This is a genomic window from Bradyrhizobium sp. OAE829, from assembly GCF_040546575.1.
In the GTDB taxonomy this organism is placed as follows: Bacteria; Pseudomonadota; Alphaproteobacteria; order Rhizobiales; family Xanthobacteraceae; genus Bradyrhizobium.
In genome coordinates, this window is record NZ_JBEPOE010000001.1 from 2,325,687 (window position 1) to 2,347,977 (window position 22,291).

Annotated in this window: 18 protein-coding genes; 8 read left to right on the forward strand and 10 right to left on the reverse strand. The window is 63.0% G+C overall.

Annotation, left to right across the window (positions count from 1 at the left end; all coding sequences use genetic code 11):
* Nucleotides 1–240 precede the first annotated feature (240 nt).
* Entirely contained in the window at nt 241–894 is a 654-nt protein-coding gene (locus ABIE49_RS11265) for a glutathione S-transferase family protein (RefSeq protein ID WP_192740067.1), read from the reverse strand.
* A 191-nt stretch (nt 895–1,085) separates the two neighbouring features.
* Between ABIE49_RS11265 and ABIE49_RS11270 the strand changes: the two genes are divergently transcribed.
* Entirely contained in the window at nt 1,086–2,309 is a 1,224-nt protein-coding gene (locus tag ABIE49_RS11270) for a polyhydroxyalkanoate depolymerase (RefSeq protein ID WP_192740116.1), read from the forward strand.
* A gap of 785 nt (nt 2,310–3,094) precedes the next feature.
* Here the strand turns inward: ABIE49_RS11270 and ABIE49_RS11275 are convergent.
* Nucleotides 3,095–4,024: a helix-turn-helix domain-containing protein gene (locus tag ABIE49_RS11275; RefSeq protein ID WP_192740068.1), complete on the reverse strand. Its 930-nt coding sequence runs from the start codon at nt 4,022–4,024 to the stop codon at nt 3,095–3,097.
* 457 nt (nt 4,025–4,481) lie between these two features.
* On the opposite strand from ABIE49_RS11275, the gene ABIE49_RS11280 reads away from it, so the two are divergent.
* Complete coding sequence (locus ABIE49_RS11280; protein WP_192740069.1) at nt 4,482–6,062, forward strand: L,D-transpeptidase; 1,581 nt, start codon at nt 4,482–4,484, stop codon at nt 6,060–6,062.
* A gap of 220 nt (nt 6,063–6,282) precedes the next feature.
* On the opposite strand, the gene ABIE49_RS11285 is transcribed toward ABIE49_RS11280, so the two are convergent.
* Nucleotides 6,283–6,441, reverse strand: a complete 159-nt coding sequence (locus tag ABIE49_RS11285) for a hypothetical protein (protein WP_192740070.1) — start codon at nt 6,439–6,441, stop codon at nt 6,283–6,285.
* A gap of 233 nt (nt 6,442–6,674) precedes the next feature.
* Nucleotides 6,675–7,058: a nuclear transport factor 2 family protein gene (locus tag ABIE49_RS11290; protein ID WP_192740071.1), complete on the reverse strand. Its 384-nt coding sequence runs from the start codon at nt 7,056–7,058 to the stop codon at nt 6,675–6,677.
* 165 nt (nt 7,059–7,223) lie between these two features.
* Here ABIE49_RS11290 and ABIE49_RS11295 point away from each other — a divergent pair, with 165 nt between their 5' ends.
* The gene (locus ABIE49_RS11295) at nt 7,224–8,516 is read left to right on the forward strand and encodes a M20/M25/M40 family metallo-hydrolase (RefSeq protein WP_192740072.1); all 1,293 of its coding nucleotides are present in this window, start codon (nt 7,224–7,226) and stop codon (nt 8,514–8,516) included.
* Between the two features lie 214 nt (nt 8,517–8,730).
* On the opposite strand, the gene ABIE49_RS11300 is transcribed toward ABIE49_RS11295, so the two are convergent.
* Complete coding sequence (locus ABIE49_RS11300; RefSeq protein WP_354066755.1) at nt 8,731–9,363, reverse strand: cupin domain-containing protein; 633 nt, start codon at nt 9,361–9,363, stop codon at nt 8,731–8,733.
* A 319-nt stretch (nt 9,364–9,682) separates the two neighbouring features.
* Between ABIE49_RS11300 and ABIE49_RS11305 the strand changes: the two genes are divergently transcribed.
* Complete coding sequence (locus tag ABIE49_RS11305; RefSeq protein WP_192740073.1) at nt 9,683–10,477, forward strand: substrate-binding domain-containing protein; 795 nt, start codon at nt 9,683–9,685, stop codon at nt 10,475–10,477.
* Nucleotides 10,478–10,618: 141 nt separating this feature from the next.
* On the opposite strand, the gene ABIE49_RS11310 is transcribed toward ABIE49_RS11305, so the two are convergent.
* From ABIE49_RS11310 to ABIE49_RS11320, 3 genes are all read right to left on the reverse strand, one after another.
* Nucleotides 10,619–12,358 carry a bifunctional protein-serine/threonine kinase/phosphatase gene (locus tag ABIE49_RS11310; RefSeq protein ID WP_192740074.1) on the reverse strand — a complete coding sequence of 580 codons (1,740 nt, stop codon included), beginning with the start codon at nt 12,356–12,358 and terminating at the stop codon, nt 10,619–10,621.
* A gap of 64 nt (nt 12,359–12,422) precedes the next feature.
* A complete protein-coding gene (locus ABIE49_RS11315) occupies nt 12,423–13,235 on the reverse strand; it encodes a formate/nitrite transporter family protein (RefSeq protein ID WP_192740075.1) in 813 nt (270 codons plus the stop codon).
* 562 nt (nt 13,236–13,797) lie between these two features.
* Complete coding sequence (locus tag ABIE49_RS11320) at nt 13,798–14,595, reverse strand: transporter substrate-binding domain-containing protein (protein ID WP_192740076.1); 798 nt, start codon at nt 14,593–14,595, stop codon at nt 13,798–13,800.
* 157 nt (nt 14,596–14,752) lie between these two features.
* Between ABIE49_RS11320 and ABIE49_RS11325 the strand changes: the two genes are divergently transcribed.
* Nucleotides 14,753–15,508, forward strand: a complete 756-nt coding sequence (locus tag ABIE49_RS11325) for a bestrophin-like domain (protein WP_192740077.1) — start codon at nt 14,753–14,755, stop codon at nt 15,506–15,508.
* Nucleotides 15,509–15,586: 78 nt separating this feature from the next.
* Complete coding sequence (locus ABIE49_RS11330; protein ID WP_192740118.1) at nt 15,587–17,203, forward strand: GMC family oxidoreductase; 1,617 nt, start codon at nt 15,587–15,589, stop codon at nt 17,201–17,203.
* Nucleotides 17,204–17,241: 38 nt separating this feature from the next.
* Here ABIE49_RS11330 and ABIE49_RS11335 read toward each other — a convergent pair whose 3' ends face one another.
* On the reverse strand, nt 17,242–18,420 hold the full coding sequence (locus tag ABIE49_RS11335) for an MFS transporter (RefSeq protein WP_192740078.1): 1,179 nt from the start codon (nt 18,418–18,420) through the stop codon (nt 17,242–17,244).
* 126 nt (nt 18,421–18,546) lie between these two features.
* Here ABIE49_RS11335 and ABIE49_RS11340 point away from each other — a divergent pair, with 126 nt between their 5' ends.
* Nucleotides 18,547–19,347: an AraC family transcriptional regulator gene (locus ABIE49_RS11340; RefSeq protein WP_354066756.1), complete on the forward strand. Its 801-nt coding sequence runs from the start codon at nt 18,547–18,549 to the stop codon at nt 19,345–19,347.
* A gap of 116 nt (nt 19,348–19,463) precedes the next feature.
* Nucleotides 19,464–20,816 carry a malonyl-CoA decarboxylase gene (locus ABIE49_RS11345; protein WP_192740080.1) on the forward strand — a complete coding sequence of 451 codons (1,353 nt, stop codon included), beginning with the start codon at nt 19,464–19,466 and terminating at the stop codon, nt 20,814–20,816.
* 174 nt (nt 20,817–20,990) lie between these two features.
* Here ABIE49_RS11345 and serA read toward each other — a convergent pair whose 3' ends face one another.
* Complete coding sequence (serA, locus tag ABIE49_RS11350) at nt 20,991–22,250, reverse strand: phosphoglycerate dehydrogenase (protein ID WP_192740081.1); 1,260 nt, start codon at nt 22,248–22,250, stop codon at nt 20,991–20,993.
* Nucleotides 22,251–22,291 lie beyond the last annotated feature (41 nt).

Below are 22,291 nucleotides of genomic sequence, written 5' to 3' on the forward strand. Positions count from 1 at the left end.
GTCGCGTTCACGGCTGCATGCTGCTATGCGAAATCCGCGCCAGTCGCGTTGCACTGCGGCGATCACACCAGTGACCGGCCGAAGCGCTTGACGGGAGACTGGAATCCGCGCCGGGCGATTTCCGCTGCAGCGTTGCTGCATCGCGGATGTCAGCGGCGATAGAGCTCGATGGCACCGGCTTTAAGCAAACCCTGCCCGAAGCTTGAGCCCGTCAAACGGGCAGCGCTTGGCGCGCGCTGCCTAATATTCCACCTCGAGCTCCTCGATGTCGGCGGGCTCGGCCTTGGCGGCTTCGATCCACTCGACCATCTCGGGCATCGCCATGATGGTTTTTGCGTAGGCCGCGAGCTTCGGGTCGAGCTTGACGTCATAGGTCATGAAGCGGGTCACGACCGGCGCGTACATCGCGTCCGCCATGGTGCGCTCGCCGAACAGGAACGGCCCGCCGGACTGGGCCAGGCACTCGCGCCAGATGGTGCAGACCCGGTCGATATCGGATTGCGCGCGCGACCAGATCTTGAAGTTCGGGAAATGGCCCTTGAGATTGACCGGCAATGAGGCCCGCAGCGTGGTGAAGCCGGAATGGATTTCACCGCAGATCGAGCGGCAGTGCGCCCGCCGCACCCGGTCCGCCGGCAGCAGGCCGGCGTCCGGCATCACCTCGTTGAGGTATTCGGCGATCGCCAGCGTGTCCCAGACGGTGGCGCCCTCGTGCCGCAGGCACGGCACCAGGATCGACGACGACAGCAGCAGGATTTCGGCCCGCGCCGACGCGTCGTCGGGTGCGGTCACGACCTCTTCGAAGGGAAGACCTGAGAATTTCGCGAGCAGCCAGCCGCGCAGCGACCAGGACGAATAGTTCTTGCTGCTGATGGTCAGTGTCGTATTCGCCATAGGGCCTTCCCTCACGCCTGAACGGAACGTCTATCGCAAGGCTGAGCCGGCCGCACCAGCGCGCCGCCGATAGCTTACGCCGGTCACTTGCGCCGGTCACGTTCCGCAGCAAGCCACGTGCCAGTTTTTCGGGCGGTTCGCTCCGCTTGGCTTCGATATTGCATGGCATCATCGGGCAAGGGCGGATGCGTATGATGTCATTGATGTACCAAGCTTATCAGAACCATATGGACCTCACGGCGCCGTGGCGGACCGGGGCTGGAGCGGCGCTCAGATATCTCAACCTCGTGCCGCAAGGCGTGTCCGACAAGGCGTTCGGGCGGCTGGCCGCGGCGCTCGAACTGATCTCGCGCACCTCGCTGACCTACACCCGCCCGGCCTACGGCATCGACAAGGTGATGGTCGGCAATCAGGAACTGGCGGTGACCGAGGAAGTTGCCTTTGCCACGCCGTTCGGATCGCTGCTGCGGTTCAAGAAGGAGCACGCGCCGGAGCAACCCAAACTGCTTTTGGTGGCGCCGATGTCCGGCCATTTCGCGACGCTGCTGCGCGGCACCGTGAAGACCTTGCTGCAGGACCACGACGTCTACATCACCGACTGGCATAATCCGCGCGAGATCCCGCTCCATGCCGGCCGCTTCGGGCTCGAGGATTATACCGACCACCTGATCACCTTCCTCGACAAGATGGGCCCGCGCTCGCACATGGTGGCGATCTGCCAGCCGTCGGTCTCGGCGCTGGCGGCGGCCGCCGTGATGTCGGAGCAAAACCACCCGGCGCGGCCTGCCACGCTGACACTGATGGCGGGGCCGATCGACACCCGCATCCAGCCGACCAAGGTCAATGATTTCGCCAAAAGCAAACCGATCAAATGGTTCGAGGAGAATTTGATCAATTACGTACCCGTTCAATGCAAGGGCGCATTCCGCCAGGTCTATCCGGGCTTCGTGCAGCTCACGGCGTTCGTCTCGATGAATCTCGAACGCCACATCAAGCAGCATATCGATCTTGCCCAGCATCTGGCCAAGGGCGAGAAGGAGAAGGCGGAAGTCATCAAGACCTTCTACGACGAATATTTCGCCGTGATGGACCTGCCGGCGGAATTTTACATCGAGACCGTGCGCGACGTGTTTCAGGAGCATCTGCTGCCGCTGGGCAAGCTGATGCATCGTGGCAAGCCGGTGAACCCGGCCGCGATCAAGCGCATGGGCCTGATGACGGTCGAAGGTGAAAAGGACGACATCTGCTCGATCGGCCAGACGCTGGCCGCCCAGGACCTCTGCACCGGCGTGCGCGCCTATCGCCGCGTCCATCACATGCAGGCCGGTGTCGGCCATTACGGCGTGTTCTCGGGAAAACGCTGGAACAACGAGATCTATCCGCTGCTGCGGGATTTTGTTCATGTGAATTCGTGAGGGGGCTTCTCCTCGCATCATCGCGATGATGTGGTCGGACGCAGCTTCACACGATGCTGTCGTCACCCGCGCAGGCGGGTGATCCAGTACGCCGCGGCTTCTCGGTTCTATCACTGACGCCTCTGGAATACTGGGTCGCCCGGTCAAGCCGGGCGATGACAGCTGAATATGCGGCCGCGTTCTCGCGACGCATTGCGCCCGAGCTTTGCAAGTAACTTCCCGCCCTCGAATACAGAGGGCGCAGGGAAGACCGGGTGCGCGCTGCACCCGCGGTCTCGTGTGCGGTTTGCACAAAACAAAGTGCACACGAGCATACAGGGCAGCGGGGAACACCCGGCCTTCCCTGCGCAATGGCTTTACGGCTTATGCCGTGATCTCCCCGGAGACGAGTTCTTGGTTGACTCCGTCGCTGCCGGTTCCGCTTGCGCTTCTCCGACAGCTTGACGCCTGCAACGGGCGCCAGGACCACACGGTTTTGCCGTACGCTTAATCCACGCCGTCGTCTCAGCGCAAACAAGCGTCCACCGCAACCCGCCCAACGTCCGTGACGACGGCCGACGCCCTTCTGACCAGGACGGGATGGCGACAAACATGCCCCTGATTTGCCCTTCGTGAAAAGCGAAATATTTTTTACTTCGGGGCTTGACACGAATTCCGCAAATCAGAAGTGATTTGCCCGTCGGGTTGTTTTGCCGCACCCGCCGCGCTCACAATGCTCTTGCGCACGAGGCGACGCAGTTCATCGGTGGGCGGCAACATTCAAGTGCGACAGCCATCGTTTCAGCTCACGTCTCGCTTTCCGCAGCCCCCTGTGCTTCGCGGCGCCACACCGCCGGGCTGACGCCGACCAGGGCCGAAAATACCCTCGTAAAGTGGCTTTGATTGGCAAACCCGGCCGATATTGCGATCTCCGCAAGTGACAGGCCACGGACAGTCATCAACTGCTTGGCGGCGTCAACGCGTTGGCGAAGGAGCCACTGGTGTGGCGGCAGGCCGACGGACGCCCGAAACGCTCGAGAAAAATGGCTGACCGACAGACCCAATTCAGCAGCGATCTCCTGCAACGTGAATTTACCACTGAGATCAGACTGGAGCCTTTCGCAGGCACGCTTCGTCTGCCACGGAGCAAGGCCGCGATAGACGGGTTCGGCGTTGCGAAGCCCGCCATACGCCCGAGCGACGTGCGCCGTGAGCGCCAGCATCATGTGATCGACGAAAAGCTGGTTCGCTTCGGATGGCCGGCGCAATCCCTGCAGGAGCGCTGCGCCGATGTGATGTACAGCGTTGTCGTCAAAGCCGGTACCGAACTGACAGTCGAGCTGGCCGACACGCCGCGCGCCGAACCGCTCCGCGACGCCGTTGAGCGCCAAAGCCGGAACATAGAAATGAACGGAGTGGAACGGCTTTTCGATTACAAAGCGCGGATCGCACTTCATGTCGTACAGATATGTCGTGCCTGCCCGGATATTGGGCTTGGCCACGCACTTACCATGCTCCCAGTATTCGCAGTCGGGATAATCGCGAAGTTTCAAGCTAACGAGATAGGCATCCTCCGGTGCAATGGCGCCGCAAAGGCCCGGCACGGGATTGTCATCGCGCGTTTCGGTGGCTGTGACCTCGACACCGCGCGTAGACCGCGTGATCAGCGATGACGGTGTATCCTGAAGGTGCAGCAGGTCCTTGAACGCCTGACCGTGAAAACCGCTCTGTGTCATATGCGTCTAGCCATGGGTAACGCGGCCGGCGGATCAGCATCATTGCTGCGCCGCCCCGCATTATCGTAGATCAGCGAGGGGCCGTCCAGCGGCCGATACCGGACCGTTTACGCTGCTACTTCAAGGTATCATGGATGCCGCGGTCCGCTTCGAGCGAATTTCGGAACTTGGACTCCATGACGGGATGCTTGTCCACCTCAGGACCGGACGCGGTTAGGGCAAGAGACCGTTGGTGATCCGCCCGTCCGGGTTGTTTTGTCGCACCGATGTATCCGGATCGTTACAATCCGGGCCGCGGGCTGCTCTTTCTCCTGCGCAGGCTGTCGTATAAAAGTGAATCGCCCCGGAACGGGCCGCATTCGCGGCGTGGATGGTGGTGGCACTGGTTGATCCAAAATTCATGAATCTGACATCTGATCGACGCACGCGCGGACAGACATTTGAACCGGGGCAAGGAATGGTAATTCGATCTACGACGGCGCGACCCTCCGTGGCGATGCGGCGTCGGGGTGTTCCTGCCCGGGGTGTTCCTGCCATTGTGACATTCGCGGCGGTGGCCGCACTGACGGCCTTGACGGGACTGGCCGCCGACGCCGCGCCGAAACAGGCGCGCCCGAAGCCCGCTACTGAGGCGACGGCCCCGCGCGATGCCGGCGAGCCGCTGATGGCGATCGTGTCGATCAAGAGCCAGCAGGTCACGTTCTACGACGCCGACGGCTGGATCCTGCGCGCGCCGGTGTCGACCGGCACCAAGGGACGCGAGACGCCCGCCGGCGTCTTCGCCATCCTCGAGAAGAACAGGGAACACCGCTCGAACATGTACGACGATGCCGAGATGCCGAACATGCAGCGCATCACCTGGAACGGCATCGCGCTTCATGGCGGGCCGCTGCCCGGCTATGCGGCCTCGCACGGCTGCGTGCGGATGCCGTTCGGCTTTGCCGACAAGACGTTCGACAAGACGCGGATCGGGATGCGGGTGATCATCTCGCCCAACGACGCCGAGCCAGTGGAACTCTCCCATCCGGCGCTGTTCTCGCCGAACCGCGAAGCCATCGCGGCCGCGCCGGCCAAGGCCGAAGCGCTGCCCCGCGAGGCGGCCGAGGCTGCCAAGGCGGCCGACGAGGCGAAGAAAGCCATCGCGACGACGACGCGCGAGACCGCGTCGCTGACGGCGTCGCTGCGCAAGTTGCAGGGACTGAAGGCCCGCGCCGACGGCGAGCTTGCCTCCGCCGAGAAGGCGGTCGCCGGTGCCAAGACCGACGAGGCCAAGGCGAAGGCCGAGGACCTCAAGCAAAAGGCCGCCGCCAAGGCCGCGGACGTCGGGACCCAGCTCGACACCGCCAAGGCCGACGCAAAATCGAAGCTCGACGGCGCCGCCGCGGCCAAGGAAGCGGCCAAGGCGGCCCAGACCAGGAAGGCCGACACCGCCAAAGCGGCGAGCGAGGCCAAGCTCGCGCTCGAGCCGGTCTCGATCTACATCAGCCGCGCGACGCAAAAGCTGTACGTGCGCCGCCCGACGCATAAGCCGGCGCCTGACGGCGGCGGCATTGTGTTCGATGCGACGATCGAGGTTCCGGTCACGATCCGCAATTCCGACAGGCCGATCGGCACGCACGTGTTCACGGCGGTGGCGCAAAACGATTCCGGCCTGCGCTGGACCGCGGTCACCATCGATGACGCCGACAACGCCAAGGCCGCGCTTGACCGCATCACCATCCCGCAGGAGGTGCTGGATCGCATCGCGCCGACCGCCGTGCCGCGATCCTCGATCGTCATCTCGGACGAGCCGCTGAGCGCCGAGACCAATTATCGTACCGAGTTCGTCGCGGTGCTGAGCACTCAGCCGCAAGGCGGCTTCATCACGCGCAAGCCGACGCCCCCGATCGATGTCTACGCGGCGAACGACACCGTCCAGAGCGACGGCTTCAACCCGTTTTTCCAGCGCAGCTGGGAACCCCAGCCTCCCCAACCCGCCAATACGCGCCGGCGGGGCGGCGGCCAACAGTACTGGCAACCGGGCACGAACTGGTGGTAGGGCAAGGCACGCTGGGCGCAGGTCATTCGCGCCGATTTGATCAGCCTCTCGATGTCCGATTAGCGGCGCGGCTCAATCCGCCCCGCGAGCGCCTCGGTCTCAGCAAGTAGCCTTACGACGCGCCAAACGGGATCACGTCATCGCCGCGAAAACCCGGATGTCGCGGATCGGGCGCGCATTTGCACGACCCGTTGGCTCATCCGGGATACGCTCGCTGAATTCAGTCGGCGTCCGTAATTCTTCCCTTGCCGGCACAGGCCTCGCACTTCGCCGGATAGATCTTGCGAGTTGCCAGCACGGGCTGCTTCACCGCAGGGAATCCCGTTCCATTGCAGGCAGCGCAGGTGTGCTCTTTGATCTTTTGCATCATGGCGTTCATTTGAACCCCTTCCACGCCGCCATGTTTGGCAGCCCTCGTACAGTATGTATGGCAATGAGACGCGGCCAGCGATTTTCGCCCGTGTGATTGCGGAGACCCCAAACGCGCGCATGGGAGCGCACGGGTGTGAGCGCCTCAGCAAGTAGCCCGTACAAGCGAAGTGCCATACGGGATCACGTCACAGCGAAAACCCTGAAATCGTGGAGCCTGTCATCGCGCGGCCCGTTGGCTCATCAGGGCTGCACTCGCTCAACAAGATGCGCACGCGAGGCTGCAGGGTCAAAGCGATCGGCGAAATATTGCGTTTCGTGGGCCACCAATCCTTCGCAGAACTCCATGATGCTCACGGCGTAAGATGGTACGCCGTCATAGGTAAGTACGAATTCAGTGATCCAGAGATCGCTGCTGCCGATCATTCGCCGCACCGCAAAATGTTTCTTGTTCGGCTGGACGGTTCGGCTTTCTTGAATATTGCGCCGGCCGCGGATCCGCTCGCCCGATTGCGGATAATCAAGCACCGCATCCTCGCGGTAGATTTCATGTTCGGCCTCGAAATCGCTCGCGTCCGAAGCATCCCAATGGCGCTCCAGCCTCGCCCGCACGGTTCGATCATCCATTGCAATCTCCTACCTGTGCTTCCGGCTATTATTTTCCGAAACCATCGCATTCATTTAGCTGTAGACTCCAGAACGCCTCGCTCGAATGCTTGAAGCAAGGACCGTAGGGTGGGTAGAGCCACGCTACGAACAATCAGTATGGTCAGATCATTCGAAAGGCTCGCCATGTCGCGTCCCGCCCGGTTCCCTCTGCGTTTCCCACTGGCCTGTATCGCCGCCTGCACCCTGGCCCTGTCGCCCCTGCCCGCACCGGCCGCGCCGGTGGCCAGCATCCACGAGCTGGCGCAGCAGGAAAAGGCCCCGCTGCTCGACACGCTGCGTGACCTCGTCAACATCGAGTCCGGCAGCAAGGATGCCGAGGGCCTGGCGCAGCTGGCGGCGTTGATCGCCGAGCGCCTGACCAGGCTCGGCGGCAAGGTCGCGATCATCGAGCCGACCGACATCTACCGGATGGACGACACGCCGCCGAAGCCGGGTTCCATGGTGCATGCGGAGTTCAAGGGGACGGGAACCAGGAAGATCATGCTGATCGCCCACATGGACACCGTCTATCTGAAGGGCATGCTGAAGGACCAACCCTTCCGCATCGACGGCGACCGCGCCTATGGCCTCGCCGTCGGCGACGACAAGCAGGGAATCGCACTGATCCTGCACGCGGTGGCGATGCTGCAAAAACTGAAGTTTACGGATTACGGCATGCTGACCGTGCTGATCAACGGCGACGAGGAGATCAGTTCGCCGGGCTCGCGCAGCACCATCACGCGCATGGCGGGCGAGCAGGACGCGGTGTTCTCCTATGAGGGCGGCGGAATGGATGGCAATCTGCGCCTGGCCACCAGCGGCATCGGCGCGGCGTACCTGACGGTGGACGGCAAGGCCTCGCACGCCGGTGCGGCGCCGGAAAAGGGCGTCAACGCGCTGTACGAGCTGTCACACCAGATGCTGCAATTGAGCGACCTGTCGCGGCGCGAACAGGGCCTGTCCCTGAACTGGACCGTCTCGCAGTCCGGCACCAACCGCAATGTGATCCCGGCGCAGGCCACCGCGCAAGGCGACGCAAGGGCGCTGAAAGTGTCTGACTTCGCCGAGCTGGAGGCCACGCTGCAGCAACGCATCAAGACCCAGCGGATCCCCGACGCCAAGGTGCAGCTGAAGTTCGAGATGCGCCGCCCGCCGCTGGAAGCAACCCCGGCCTCGCGCCGCCTGGCCGCCCACGGCGCCGCCATCTACGAGGAACTCGGGCTGCCCCTGAAAGTGCTCGAGGTCGCCACTGGCGGCGGCACCGACGCCGCGTTTGCCGCGCTGAAGACCAAGGCCCCGGTCATCGAGGGTTTTGGTCTCAGCAGCTTTGGCGCCCACTCCAACGACGCCGAATACGTCAAGCTGGAGACCATCGTGCCGCGGCTTTATCTGTCGGCGCGCATGATCATGGATGTGTCGCAGGACAAGGTGAAATGAGGCGGTGCAGCGATGGTGCGCCGCTGGAACCTGCCTCGTTGTCACGGTTCCAAAAATTAAAAGGCCGCTGAGTGATGTCAGCGGCCCTCGTTAAAATTTTTAAGTATGAAATCCTGCCTGGCACTTTGATAGCGCAGAACCGTTCTATTGTGGATTCCGGGCAAATACGGTGTCCTGAACTACGAAGGCTGTCGCGTCGCTAACAGCGCAAGCCCTAGGCGCGCTTGCCGCCGATCGAGACGAAGGCCATCAGACAGGGCTCCGATAGCGGGTTGCGCCAGCGATGCCTTGTGCCGTTCTGCACGATGCAATCGCCCTGGCGCAGATGGACCTTCTGGCCGTCGTCCAGTTCAAGCGTCATCTCGCCGCGAACCACGACGCCGTAGTCGACGGTATCGGACGTATGCATGCCCGGCGCGCTGCGGTCGAAAACGTCACCCATGCCGGGGAGCTTGTCGGACAATTCCTTCAGTCCGCTTTCGAACGTGACCCCGGCCGGCGGCTTGTAGCCTTCGGGCCGCCTCGGCGGATACGAGATCAGGCGGAACATCGTGCCGCCCGGGCCGGGAAAGCCTATCGTGCCCTTGAGCATCGGGTCCGGCTCGAGGCCCGTGAGCTGCGGCACACCTTCGGTCATGTAGAGCTCGTAGAATGTCAGCCCCGGATTGCTGTCGATCTCCACGACCTTCGACGTGACGTCAAAGGACTTGAACACCGACTTGCCGGCTGCATCGCGCCCGGTCAGCGCCAGCTTGGGAGGCGGCAGCTCGCTCGAGTCTTTCGCTTCGGCGGGTTGCGACATCACAGCCAGCGCGCCGCTGCCGGCGATCGCGGAAAGGGCTTGCAACAGCTGGCGCCGATCCCCGCCTGCAAACTCTTCGGACGGGGGCGTCCTCTCGCTTGCGGATTTGTCCTTGTTTCGTGTCCACCGGCGCCACGAGAGCCTGCCCATCTGCATCCTCCGCCTGTTTGGTTTTCGTTGTCGTCAGGACTATTTGTGCCGAAGCAAGCAGGCTCGTGGAACTAGACCTTAGGCGTAACGTGCAACCAGTGAGAGTGTCGTATGCAAGGTGGCGAAGGCTTCATTTGGGATAGCCGCTTGGCCTTACGCGCAGTAACATCGTCACAAGGACGTCCGCTCAAGAAGCGCCCCGGGAGGAATAACCATGCGGCTGAATTCAACTAACTTCCGCGCACTCGCACTCGGCTTCGTTGCCGCTCTTGCGTTTTCAGTCTCAGCCTCGGCCGCCGAGGTGCGCGTCATGATCTCCGGCGGATTGGCGGCTGCCTATAAGGCGCTGGTCCCCGAATTCGAGCGTGCCACCGGCCACAAGGTGCTGACCGCCTACGGTCCGTCGATGGGCACCACGGCGAATGCGATCCCGGTGCGGCTGGAGCGCGGCGAGGCCGCAGACGTGCTGATCATGGTCGGCTATGCGATCGACGATCTCGCCAGGCAGGGCAAGGTGATTGCGGACAGCAAGATCGACCTGGTCAAATCGCCGATCGGGGTTGCGGTGAAGGCAGGCGCCCCGAAGCCGGACATCAGCAACGCGGACGCGGTCAAGCGCGCGCTGCTGGCCGCCAAGACCATCGCCTATTCCGACAGCGCCAGCGGCGTCTATGTCTCGACCGAGATGTTCGACAAGCTCGGCATCAAGGACGCCATGAAGGACAAGGCGCGAAAAATTCCGGCGACCCCGGTCGGCGAAATCGTCGCGCACGGCAACGCCGAGATCGGCTTCCAGCAGATCAGCGAGCTGCGGCCGGTAGAAGGCATCGACATCGTCGGTCCCCTGCCCGACGAATTGCAGAAGATCACGGTGTTCTCCGCTGCGATTGCCAGCGTCTCCAAGGAACCCGACGCCGGCAAGGCGCTGATCAAGTTCCTCGCCTCGCCCGCGGCGCGGCCGGAGATCGTCAAGAGCGGGATGGACCCGATCGTGGGGGCGGGGAATTAGGCGGTGCTGGCGCTCCCTCTCCCGCTTGCGGGGGAGGGTCGGGGTGGGGGTGCTGCCACGAGTCAAACTCTTCGTGTGGAGAGAGCCCCCACCCGGCGCTTTCGCTTCACCTCCCCCGCAAGCGGGAGAGGTGAAGCGCCCTCACCGATGCATGCCGTGCTGCATCGCCAGCAGCACGATGATCGCCAGCGCCAGCACCACCGTGGTCGATTTCCAGAACAGCAGCGGGTTGCGCTCGATCAGCGGTGTTGACGAGGTGCTGAGATAGTTCGCGTTGGGATGACGCAAATCGTGCAGGAATTCCGACAGGCTGTCGTATCGCTTGTAAGGGTTCGGATGCACCGCGCGCTCCAGCGTGCCGTCGACCCATACCGGCACCTCGCGGTCGCGGTGCGAGGCGGGACTGTAGACCAGCCGGTTGAACTGCGAGCGGGTTCGGGCTTTCGCCGCTGCGGCGCCATAGGGCAGCTTTCCCGTCAGCATGTGATAGGTGATGACCCCGAGCGAGAACAGGTCGGAGCGCGACGAGACCGGCTCGCCCAGAAAGTATTCCGGCGCGGTGTATTGCGCGGTGCCGAGAATGTCGTTGCGGTTGCCGGATGGAGCGGCCTCGATGACGCCGGTGATCTTGGTCGAGCCGAAATCGATGATCTTCACCGTTCCGGTCCTGTCGATCATGATGTTGTCGGGCCGCAGGTCCTGATGCAGCATCTCCTTGCGGTGAAAGGCGCGCAGACCCTTGGCGATCTGCTCGACGATGCCGCGCACCGTCTCCAGCGTCGGTCGGGGGTTATCGATCATCCATTGCGTCAGCGTCTGGCCGTCGATGTACTCGGTCGCGACATAGAGGAAGTTGCGCTTGCGTGACGGCAAACACGGCTTCAGCACGTGCGGGCTGTCGATCCGCCGCGCCACCCATTCTTCCATCATGAACCGCTTCAGATATTCCGGGTCGTCGCGCAGGTCGATCGAGGGGATCTTGAGCGTGACGACCTCCTCGCTCTCGATGTCGACGGCGAGGTAGATGTGGCTGCGGCTAGAGCCGTGCAATTCCCTGACGATCCGGTAGCCATCGAAAACCTGCCGCGCTTCCAATAGCGGCGGCAGCGGCAGTTCTCTCGGCTGCCCGAACACTTCGCTGGCGGCGCTTTCGGGCAGCTCGTCGACGCGAACGATCTGGATGGTGAGATTGTCCTTGCTGCCGAGTTCAAAGGCGAGTTCGGCGACGGCTTTTGCCGCCTGGTCGAGATCGGCGGCGTTATCCCGAACCGTTCTGGCGATATGGCGGTCGCTGACATGTTCGTAGACGCCGTCGGTCACCAGCACGAAGGTGTCGCCCTTCTCGACCCGGGACATCAGGTAGTCGATTTCGATCTGCGGATTCACCCCGAGCGCGCGGCCGAGATAGGACTGTTCCGACGAAATGATGACGCGATGGTCGTTGGTCAGCTGCTCCAGCGAGTTGCCGGACAGGCGATAGATCCTGGAATCGCCGACGTGAAACAGATGCGCCGTGGTCGACTTGAGGACGATGGCGCTCAGCGTGCAGACGTAGCCGCGGTCCCGCTCGTAGGAATACTGGCTTCTTCGCGTTTGCGAATGCAGCCAGGAATTGGTCGCCTCCAGCACGCGCTGGGCTGAGGTTCGCACCGACCAGGATTCCGAGGTGCAGTAATAGTCGGTCAGAAAACCTTTGACCGCGGACTCGGCGGCGATCCGGCTGACATTGCTGCTCGAGATGCCGTCCGCCAGCACGATGGCGATGCCCTTGAGGCTCAATAGCGGCTCGGCCGGAATCAGGACGCCGTGAAAATCCTGATTGGTCTCCTTGCGACCTTTGTCAGAATATTGCCCGACCGATATTTTCAGTTCACGCGGCATCTGTCCCGTCAAAGGCAGGGGGCCTCAACTCACGACAGAGTTGAGACCCCGGAGGTAGAGATGGTCAACCCACCGCGCGCTTCGGCGCCGTCTTGACGTGGGTGGCGTACAGCGTCAGGCCGGTGAAGGCGAGGCCGCCGACGAGATTGCCGACCACGGTCGGAATCTCGTTCCAGATCAGGTAATCCCAGACGGTGAAGTGGCCGCCCATCAGGAGGCCCGACGGGAACAGGAACATGTTCACGATCGAATGCTCAAACGTCATGTAGAAGAACAGCATGATCGGCATCCACATCGCGATCACCTTGCCGCTGACCGTGGTCGAGATCATCGCGCCGACGACGCCAGCCGAGACCATCCAGTTGCAGAGCATGCCGCGGATGAACAGCGTCAGCATGCCGGAGGCGCCGTGCGAGGCGTAACCGACGGTGCGGCTTTCGCCGATGGTGCCTATCACCTGGCCGACCTTGTCCGGCGGCGTCGAGAAGCCGAACGTGAAGACGATCGACATCATCACGGCGACCGTGAACGCGCCGCCGAAATTGCCGACGAACACCAGGCCCCAGTTGCGCAGCACGCCGGCCAGCGTCACGCCCGGACGCTTGTCGATCAGCGCCAGCGGACACAGCACGAACACGCCGGTCAGGAGGTCGAAGCCGAACAGATAGAGCATGCAGAAGCCGACCGGAAACAGCGCCGCACCGACGATCGGCACGCCGGTCTGCACATTGATGCTGACCGCAAAGGCTGCGGCGAGCGCGAGGATCGCGCCGGCCATATAGGCGCGGATGATGGTGTCGCGCGTCGACATGAAGATCTTGGATTCTCCGGCATCGACCATCTTGGTCACGAATTCCGAAGGCACGAGATAGGCCATTGCAGTTCCCCCTGTTTCGCAAAAATCTAACCGGCGCCGGCAGCCCTTTGGCCCGCGCCGATGTGAGGTGTGGCGAGCCGTCCTCGCGCGCGCATGCCGCAACCGGCCGCAGAAGCAAACGCTTCTGCTGGGCGCCGCGGGTCACACGCTCACGCTTGATCTGAGACAGAGATGTTTGTGGAGTGGTCCCGATGACTGCTCCAGGCGCCTCATGGAGGTCGCCTGATCCCTGCGCCTTGGCCAACACTGGCTTTGGCAATCCGTAGGACGGCAGTCGTCATTGACTGAGATGTATTTAAGCAATCGATGTGCCAACAGGGCGCTGGCGCGGAAGTGGCAAAAACCCCGTGATTTTACAGGATTAATCGCCCCGGATCGCATCCAGGGGCATGGCTCTCATGCCTTGTATTTGTGCAGTTGCACAGATGTAGCGCAGGGCGCGACGTCCTCACACGAGCAGTCTGACTCGAGGCGACACCCCCACCCCAACCCTCCCCCGCAAGCGCGGGAGAGGGAGCGCTTGCGTGCTCGTGGAAGCAGTGAGATCTAACGCTCTAACCGCTCACTTCGTCTGAGTCCGGATCGGCGAGTCCTTCAGGCCGTTATTGTCATAGGCCTTGCGCAGTGTGCCGTTCGAGATCGACTCGGTCAGGAACTTGACCGCAAACGCGTGCGACAACGGATGATTGAGCGGCACCGCGACCGCGGTCACCGTCTGCTTGAAGGTTTCGTCGAGTACGCGCGTGCCCGGAATCTTCTTGGCCATGGCATTGAGCGTTTCGCGCGACAATGCGAAGGCATCGATCTCGCCCTTCGCGAGCAGGCCGGCGATTTCGTCAAAGGTCTGGTAGCCGGTGACCTTGGCATTCTTCAGATGCACGATCGCGCCGCGCATGGTCGTGGTGTTGTTGACGGCGGCGATCTTGACGCCGGTTTGATCGAGGGTCGCAAAGTCAGTCACCGTCGAGCCGGGCTTGACGATGTAGGTGGCGTCCGCGACCTCATAGATCGGCCCGAACGACATCTTGCCCTCACGCTCCGGATCCTTCGGCAGGAAGGTGACGTCCCAGGTGCCCTTCGACGCGGCGTCAACGATCTGGCCGGAATTCTGGTGCACGACATATTCGACGGGAACGCCGAGCTGCGCCGCCATCGCCTTGCCGAGATCGACCGGGACGCCGGCATAGCCGGATTCGGTTTTGGTCGACCAGAACGCGCCGCCCGCCGGGCTGATCGCAATCGCCACCCGCAGCTTGCCGGTCGGCGCGATTTCATCTTTCAGGGCATCGGCATTTGCCGGCATGGCTATCATCATAGCTCCAAGGACGAGGCCGGCAAGTCGCGGCAATTGATGGGACATCGTTTCCTCCACGCCGGGTCTCGCGCCCGGTCAGTTCTGGAGGCCTGCTTTTAGCGCAGGGACGATGGCGGGTACAGCTATCCGCCATGCATATGCGGATTGGCGAAGCGCAGAAAATGAAATACCCCTGCCCGGCGACCACACAGGTGCCTATGCCATGAGTTCGACGACCGCGTTCCTGGCCTCCTTCGTATCGATCCTGATCGGTACGGCCATCGGCATGATTCTGAAAAGATCATTGCTGGCGGAGCGGCTCGACGGCGGCTCCAGGGAAACCATCCGCCTCGGTGCGGGATTTCTCGCGACACTGGCCGCCCTCGTGATCGGCCTGATGATTGCCTCCGCCAAAAACACCTTTGATGCCCAGAGCAGCAATATACGCCAGCTCGGCACCAACGCCGTTCTGGTCGATCAGCTGCTCGCCAAATACGGCCCGGAAGCAAAGGCCGCGCGGACCCTGCTACGGGAAATCATCCCGTCGGCAGCGCTACGGATCTGGCAGCAGAGCATCGGCGAAGACGGCGGATCGACGCTCGCGATCGGCAGGAATGCCGAGCGATTTTACAACGCGGTCGAGGGCCTGAAGCCGGCCAATGCCGAACAGACTTCGCTGAAATCCCGGATCATCGAGATCACCACCGACATGGGCCGGACGCGGTTGCTGGTTTTCACGCAAAGCGACAATGCGATACCGGTGCCGTTCTTCATCGTGCTGACGTTCTGGCTGGTGGTGATCTTCGCGAGCTTCAGCCTGTTCGCCGACCCTGGCCCAATCGTCATAGCGGCCATTCTGGTGTTCGCGCTCTCGGTGTCGAGCGCGCTGTTCCTGATCGTCGATCTCAGCCAACCCTTCAGCGGCCTGATGCAGATCTCCAACCACCATCTGCACGCGGTGCTGCCGAAGGTCGAGTAGCGCGAACGCGAGCCTATCCAGACCATGCGTCGCCCACTATGCTCTGCCGCAAAAGCAGATCGGGAGCGAAACGTCTTGATGGGTAAATCCGGTTTTGATGCGGAATTCGATGTCGTCGTGGTGGGCGGCGGCTCCGCCGGCTGCGTTCTGTCGGCACGACTGACGGAAAATCCAAACGTGTCGCTTTGCGTCATCGAGGCCGGCGGACGCGATCGCAATCCCTGGATTCACATTCCGATGGGTTTCGGCAAACTGGTCCCTAACCCCAAGATGAACTGGGGTTACGAAACCGAACCCGAACCGGGTCTGGGCGGCCGAACCGTGATCTGGCCGCGCGGCAAGGTCTTGGGCGGCTCCGGCTCCATCAATGGCCTCGTCTTCCTGCGCGGCGCGCCCAGCGACTATGACGAATGGCAGCGCCTTGGCGCGCGTGGCTGGGGCTACAATGACGTGCTGCCCTATTTCAAGCGGATGGAGCACAGCGTTGATGGCGCCAACGAATGGCGCGGCACCGGCGGTCCGATGACGGTGTCGAACATCAAACGCCCTTCGACGGCGGCGAAGGCCTTCGTCGAGGCCTGCGAGCGCCTGCAATATCAGCGCAACCCCGATTTCAACGGCGAGCGCATTGACGGCGTCGGCTTCGCCCCGCTCAACGTCCACAATGGCTGGCGCCGCTCGACGGCGGTCGGTTATCTCAAGCCGAACCTTGCCCGCAAAAACCTCGAACTGATGACGAAGACCCGCGTCCGCCGCATCCTGTTCGATGGAAGCCGCGCCATCGGCGTGGAAGTCGAACGCGACGGCCAGATCCAGCGCATCGGCGCGCGGCGCGAGCTCATCGTCTCAAGCGGCGCGATCAACTCTCCGGTGCTGTTGCTCGCCTCCGGCATTGGCCCGGCCGCAGAACTGGCAAAACTCGGCATCGACGTGAAATGCGATCTGCCCGGCGTCGGCAAGAAGCTGCAAGACCATTATCAATCGAACTTCACATTCAAGACCAATGCGACGGATACCTTGAACGAAGCCGTGATGAGCCCGGCCAAGTCGGTCAAACTCGCGCTCGAATGGCTGCTCAGGGGATCCGGACAACTCTCGGTCGGCGCGACCGAAGCGACGCTGTTTGCGAAATCAGACCCCGCCGAACCGGTGCCTGACATCCAGTATCAGTGCCTCAATTTTTCGACGGACGGGTTCAAGAACGGCCTGCATCGCTGGCCGGGCTTTACCTTCATCTTCAGCGTTTGCCGGCCGAAGAGCCGCGGTGAAATCACGCTGCGCGACGCGGAGGGCCGCACGCCGCCGCACATCCGCGCCAATTACCTGACCGACCCTGACGATATGCGGATCATGCTGGCGGGCTTTCGCATCGCCCGGCAAATCGTCGCGACAGAGCCTTTCCGATCGCTGGTGGTCGAACAGATCAGGCCCGGTCCGGAAGTTACAAACGACGAACAGGCCGCCGACTACTTACGGAACGTCGGCTCGACCGTCTATCATCCCTGCGGCACCTGCCGGATGGGCGAGGATGACGGGGCCGTCGTCGATAGCCAGCTCCGCGTTCGCGGCATCGAAGGCCTGCGGGTCGTCGACGCGTCCGTCATGCCGGCGATGCCCTCGCCGAACATTCACCCGGCGACGATCATGGTCGCAGAGAAGAGCTCCGATATCATCGGCAAGGCGCTGGCTAACTGACGCTGGCGAACTGACAGCCCGCGAAAACTCGACTGCGATCAATTCGTCCGCGCCGCCGGCACCTTGATTTCCTGCGGCAGGATGATCGCGGCGACGATCACCAGCAGGCACAGCGCGCCAAACGCCTGCAGCATGGTGACGAAGCCGCCCTTCTCGTACAGCCACGCCACCAGCCCGACGGAAGCGCCCGCCGCCGTGAAGCCGATGAAGTAGCGCACGGAGTAAGCGCGCGAACGCCATTCATCTGTCGTGTATTTGCCGACCATGGCGTCATTGACCGTGACCTGGCCGAACGCGCCCATCACGATGCCGATCGAGGCGATGATCAGCGGCAGGTTCGACAGCGTCGCCGCGAAATACAGGAACGGCGCCAGCAGGAACGACAGCGGCAGCATCACGGTCTTGAGCGAGTAGTGATCGATCAGCTTGCCGATGGTGTATTGCGTCATCGCGCCGAATACATAGACGCCGGCCGCGATGACGCCGAGCAGCGCCGGGCTCGCGGTCAAGTCGGCCAGCCGCTCCGCGAACAGCTTGGGCAGCGCCACGGTGACGGCGTTGAAGGTGGTCGAGATCGCGATCACGACGATCAGCAGCGCCAGGATCACCCGCCACATGTCCTCTTTGGCGATGCGCGCCTGCGCCGCCGCCTGCCTGGAGCCGGTTCGATCCTCGTGCACGACCAGCATGGCGAAGGCCACGCCGATCAACATGGTGACGACCCCCGGCACGATGAAGGCCCAGCGCCAGCCGAGATATTGACCGATCACGCCGGTGACCAGCGCCGACGACGCCACGCCGAGATTGCCCCAGACCCCGTTCAGGCCCATCTCGCGGCCGAGCTTGTCGGCATAGGATACGATCATGGCAGTGCCGACGGGGTGATAGATCGAGGCGAACAGGCCGATCGAGAGCAGCACCGCGCCGAGCTGCAGCGGGGTCTGCACGAAGCCGACCGCGATCATCGAGGCGCCGATGCCGGCAAAGAAGATCACCATCATGTGGCGGCGGCTCCAGCGGTCGCCGAGCCAGCCTGTGATCAGCGAGCCCGCGCCGAAGGCGACGAAGCCCGGGGTGGCGTAAGGCAATAGCTCCGAATAGGCCATGCCGAATGCCGGCCCCATGATGATGACCGCGGCGGCGAAGATCAGCATCGCGTAATGGTCGATGAAATGGGCGGCGTTGACGAAGCCGATCACCCGGCTGGGGCTGTTCATGGTCTGGTCCAGTCCTTGGCGCTTGTTGGGCGTTTCTTGGCGGGCGGGTCCCGGTCCGAGGGCTGGCCCGAATCCCGCAACTTTCCAAAATAGGTTATAGGGAGTTGTCCTGACGGGATGTCGCCAATGAATATCGCCGAAAAGCCAATCGCCGCCATTATCGGGCGCCGCATCTCGACCGGCGACGGCATCCATATGATCGCCAACAACTACAAGAAGGGCTTCCGGATCGACACCCACATGCACCGCGAGGCGCAGCTGGTTTACGCCGCCCGGGGCACCATGCAGGTCACTACCCCGAAGGGTCGCTGGCTGGTGCCGCCCGACCGCGCGGTCTGGGTGCCGGCGCGGCTGGCGCATGCCATCGACGTGCTCGCCGACATCGAAATGCGCACCCTGTATTTCGACCTCGACTGGCTGGCCCGCGAGGAGCGCAGCGAGAGCCTCAGGTCAGAATTCGTGGTGCGGGTGTCGCCGCTGTTGCATCAGGCAATTCTGGCGCTGTTCGACGAGCACACCACGGCTGAGCGGACCGGCCTTTTGGTCAAACTCGCAATGCTGGAGCTGCACCAGGCCGAAGATTCCGCGACCTTCATCCCGCTGCCGCACGAGCCGCGCTGTCGGCGCGCCGCCGACATCGTGCTGTCGGATCCGACCGGCGCCCATGAGATCGAAACGCTGGCGCGCGAGGTCGGCACCTCGGCGCGGACGCTGTCGCGGCTGTTTTCGGCCGAGACGCAACTCAGCTTCAAGAGCTGGTGCCAGCGCGCCCGTGTCGCGGCCGCGATCGAAAAACTCTCCACCGACGTCAACGTCTCGGTCAAGCAGCTGGCTTCCGACCTCGGCTATGCCAGCGTACCGGCGTTTTCGCACGCCTTCCGGCAGGTCACCGGCAAGACGCCGACCGAATTTGCGGAAAAGGCCTGAATTATACCTTCGTCGAAGCCTGACATATTTCCGTACGATCCATGCGCTTGAATAAGATCGGCCGCGCCCTAGATTCGATATAAGGTTCGGCATCACCTCCGGAATCGACTTAGCCCATGGCCAACGCCTTCTTCTCCGACCTGCTTTCGACGATTTCCGAACGCGGCCGCACGCTGCTACGGCGCGGCGGATCTTCGGACACCAAGGAAGACGCCTCCGAACTGCTTGAACTGTGCGAAGCGCTGCTGTCGGGCCGCGGCGAGGCTACGGGCACCGCGATGGCCCGTGAAGTGCTCGATCGCTACCATGACCTCGACACAGCCGGCCGGCTCTCGTTCTTTGCCGCCCTCGCCCGCGACTACGGTCCCGACCGCGAACGGCTTTCGCGGGCGATCGAGAGCTGGCGCGCGCAGCCGAGCGACGCCGACGCCAGCGATCTTCATTTTGCTTCCGAGCCACGGCGCCAGGAACTGGTGCGCCGGCTCAACCGCGCGCCGGGCGGCACCAGCGATCTGGTCGCGATGCGCGCCGATCTGCTTTCGCTCATGAAGGGCAACAAGGATCTGGCAGCGCTGGACCGCGACGTGGTGCATCTGCTGTCTTCTTGGTTCAACAGGGGATTTCTCGTGCTGCGCAGGATTGACTGGTCGACGCCAGCGAACATTCTGGAACAGATCATCCGTTATGAAGCAGTGCATGAAATCCACGACTGGAACGATCTGCGCCGCCGCATCGACCCGATCGACCGCCGCTGCTACGCGTTCTTCCATCCGCAACTGACCGACGAGCCGCTGATCTTCGTCGAGGTCGCGCTGACCGAAACGATCCCGACCGCGATCGCACCATTGCTCGCCGCCGAACGCCAGCCGGTGGCGATCGAACGCGCCCGTACCGCCGTGTTCTATTCGATCTCGAACACCCAGAAGGGACTTGGCGGCATCTCGTTCGGCAGCTTCCTGATCAAGCAGGTGGTCGAGGAATTGCGGCGCGAATTGCCGAAGCTCGACACCTTCGTGACGCTGTCGCCGGTGCCGGGCTTCATGCAATGGCTGAAGGAAGCCGACGACGTTCCCTTGTCCGACGACGAACGCACGCTGCTGGAAAAGCTCAACCAGCCCGGCTGGTTCGAGAACGCGGAGACCACCACGCAACTGCGCGCGGTGCTCGAGCCGCTGGCGGCGCATTATTTCCTCAAAGCCCGCACCTCGAAAGGCCGGCTGATCGATTCGGTGGCGCGCTTCCATATCGGCAACGGCGCGCGGCTGGAGCGGATCGACTGGCTCGGCGATCTCTCGCCGAAGGGCGTTCGCGAGTCCGCCGGCATCATGGTCAATTACCTCTACCGGCTCGACGACATCGAAAAGAACCACGAAGCCTACGCCAACCAGGGCGAGATCGCCGCCTCCAGCGCGGTGAAGAAATTGCTCAAGACCGAAGGCCGGCGGCTGCTGGATATGCGGCTGTCGTAGGGCCCCTGATCAAGATGTTTGACCCGTGATGCCTGGGCTGTCCCGGGCATCCACGACTTGGCGGCAGCAAAGAAAGACGTGGATGGCCGGGACATAGGCGAGCGGAAGCGACGCCGTCCTTCAGACGGCTATGCCCGGCCATGACGGGCTAGCCGCCAGCGCATTCATCCCTGCTCAGATCTTGTATTCGTAGAGCAACCGGGCGCGGATGGTGCCTTCCAGGGCCCGGATGTCCGCAAGCACGCGCTGGCCGTCGGCAGCGGAGGCATCGGCGTCGAGCACGACATAGCCGACGTCGTGATCGGTCTCGTAATACTGCGCGGCGATGTTGACCGAATGGCGCGCCAGCACTTCATTCAAACGGCCCAGCATGCCCGGCAGATTGCGCTGCACCTGGATGAACCGTGTACCCGACGGCCGCGGCGGCAGCTGGACCTGCGGGAAATTGACGGCGCCCATGGTGGAGCCGGAATCGCTGTAATCGACCAGCTTGCGCGCCACCTCGGCGCCGATGCGCTCCTGCGCCTCCTCGGTCGAACCGCCGATGTGCGGCGTCAGGATGACATTTTCCAGCCCCTGCAACGGCGATACGAAGCGATCCGCGTTCGAGCGCGGCTCGACCGGGAAAACGTCCACCGCGGCGCCACGGAGCCTGCCTTCGCGCAGCGCGTCGGCGAGCGCCTCCAGATCGACGACGGTGCCGCGGCTGTTGTTGATGAAATACGCGCCAGGCTTGATCGCCGCGATCTCCTCGCGCCCGATCATCCCAGCCGTGGCTGGCGTCTCCGGCACGTGCAACGACACGACGTCGCTTTGCGCCAATAGCTCATGCAAGCTCGCGACCGGTTCGGTGTTGCCGTGGCGAAGCCGGTCCGTGTGATCGTAGAAGATCACCTTCATGCCCAGCGCTTCGGCGAGATTGGAGAGCTGCGAGCCGATATTGCCGTAGCCGATGATGCCGAGCGTCTTGCCCCTCACCTCATAGCTGTCACTGGCGGACTTGTCCCAGCGCCCCTGATGGGCCGCGTTGGAACGCGCCACGATCCGGCGCAGCAGGATGACGATCTCGCCGATCACCAGTTCGGCCACGCTTCGCGTGTTGGAAAACGGCGCGTTGAACACCGGAATGCCGCTGCGGCGCGCGGCGTCGACATCCACCTGGTTGGTGCCGACGCTGAAGCAGCCGATCGCGATCAGCCGGTCCGCGGCTTCCAGTACATCCGGGGTGATCTGCGTGCGGGAGCGGATGCCGAGCAGATGCACGCCCTTGATGGCTTCCTTGAGCGCATCGCCCTCCAGCGCCTTGGACAAGCGCGTCATGCTGGAATAGCCAGCCGTCTCGATCAGCTGCACGGCGCTGTCGTTGACGCCTTCAAGGAGCAAGACCCGAATCTTGTCCTTGGCGAGCGAGAGTTGGGGAAGTTTGCTGGTCAAGATCGCAGCGTCCTTTAGAGATAGATGATTGGTGAACTGAC

Bases quoted from the DNA above. Each gene is read 5' to 3' on its own strand.
- ABIE49_RS11270 (WP_192740116.1), top strand. From the start codon at position 1,086: ATGATGTCATTGATGTACCAAGCTTATCAGAACCATATGGACCTCACG.
- ABIE49_RS11265 (WP_192740067.1), bottom strand. From the start codon at position 894: ATGGCGAATACGACACTGACCATCAGCAGCAAGAACTATTCGTCCTGG.
- ABIE49_RS11340 (WP_354066756.1), top strand. From the start codon at position 18,547: ATGAATATCGCCGAAAAGCCAATCGCCGCCATTATCGGGCGCCGCATC.
- ABIE49_RS11320 (WP_192740076.1), bottom strand. From the start codon at position 14,595: ATGTCCCATCAATTGCCGCGACTTGCCGGCCTCGTCCTTGGAGCTATG.
- ABIE49_RS11310 (WP_192740074.1), bottom strand. From the start codon at position 12,358: ATGCCGCGTGAACTGAAAATATCGGTCGGGCAATATTCTGACAAAGGT.
- ABIE49_RS11305 (WP_192740073.1), top strand. From the start codon at position 9,683: ATGCGGCTGAATTCAACTAACTTCCGCGCACTCGCACTCGGCTTCGTT.
- ABIE49_RS11330 (WP_192740118.1), top strand. From the start codon at position 15,587: ATGGGTAAATCCGGTTTTGATGCGGAATTCGATGTCGTCGTGGTGGGC.
- ABIE49_RS11325 (WP_192740077.1), top strand. From the start codon at position 14,753: ATGAGTTCGACGACCGCGTTCCTGGCCTCCTTCGTATCGATCCTGATC.
- ABIE49_RS11335 (WP_192740078.1), bottom strand. From the start codon at position 18,420: ATGAACAGCCCCAGCCGGGTGATCGGCTTCGTCAACGCCGCCCATTTC.
- ABIE49_RS11280 (WP_192740069.1), top strand. From the start codon at position 4,482: ATGGTAATTCGATCTACGACGGCGCGACCCTCCGTGGCGATGCGGCGT.
- ABIE49_RS11285 (WP_192740070.1), bottom strand. From the start codon at position 6,441: ATGAACGCCATGATGCAAAAGATCAAAGAGCACACCTGCGCTGCCTGC.
- ABIE49_RS11275 (WP_192740068.1), bottom strand. From the start codon at position 4,024: ATGACACAGAGCGGTTTTCACGGTCAGGCGTTCAAGGACCTGCTGCAC.
- ABIE49_RS11295 (WP_192740072.1), top strand. From the start codon at position 7,224: ATGTCGCGTCCCGCCCGGTTCCCTCTGCGTTTCCCACTGGCCTGTATC.
- ABIE49_RS11345 (WP_192740080.1), top strand. From the start codon at position 19,464: ATGGCCAACGCCTTCTTCTCCGACCTGCTTTCGACGATTTCCGAACGC.
- ABIE49_RS11315 (WP_192740075.1), bottom strand. From the start codon at position 13,235: ATGGCCTATCTCGTGCCTTCGGAATTCGTGACCAAGATGGTCGATGCC.
- ABIE49_RS11290 (WP_192740071.1), bottom strand. From the start codon at position 7,058: ATGGATGATCGAACCGTGCGGGCGAGGCTGGAGCGCCATTGGGATGCT.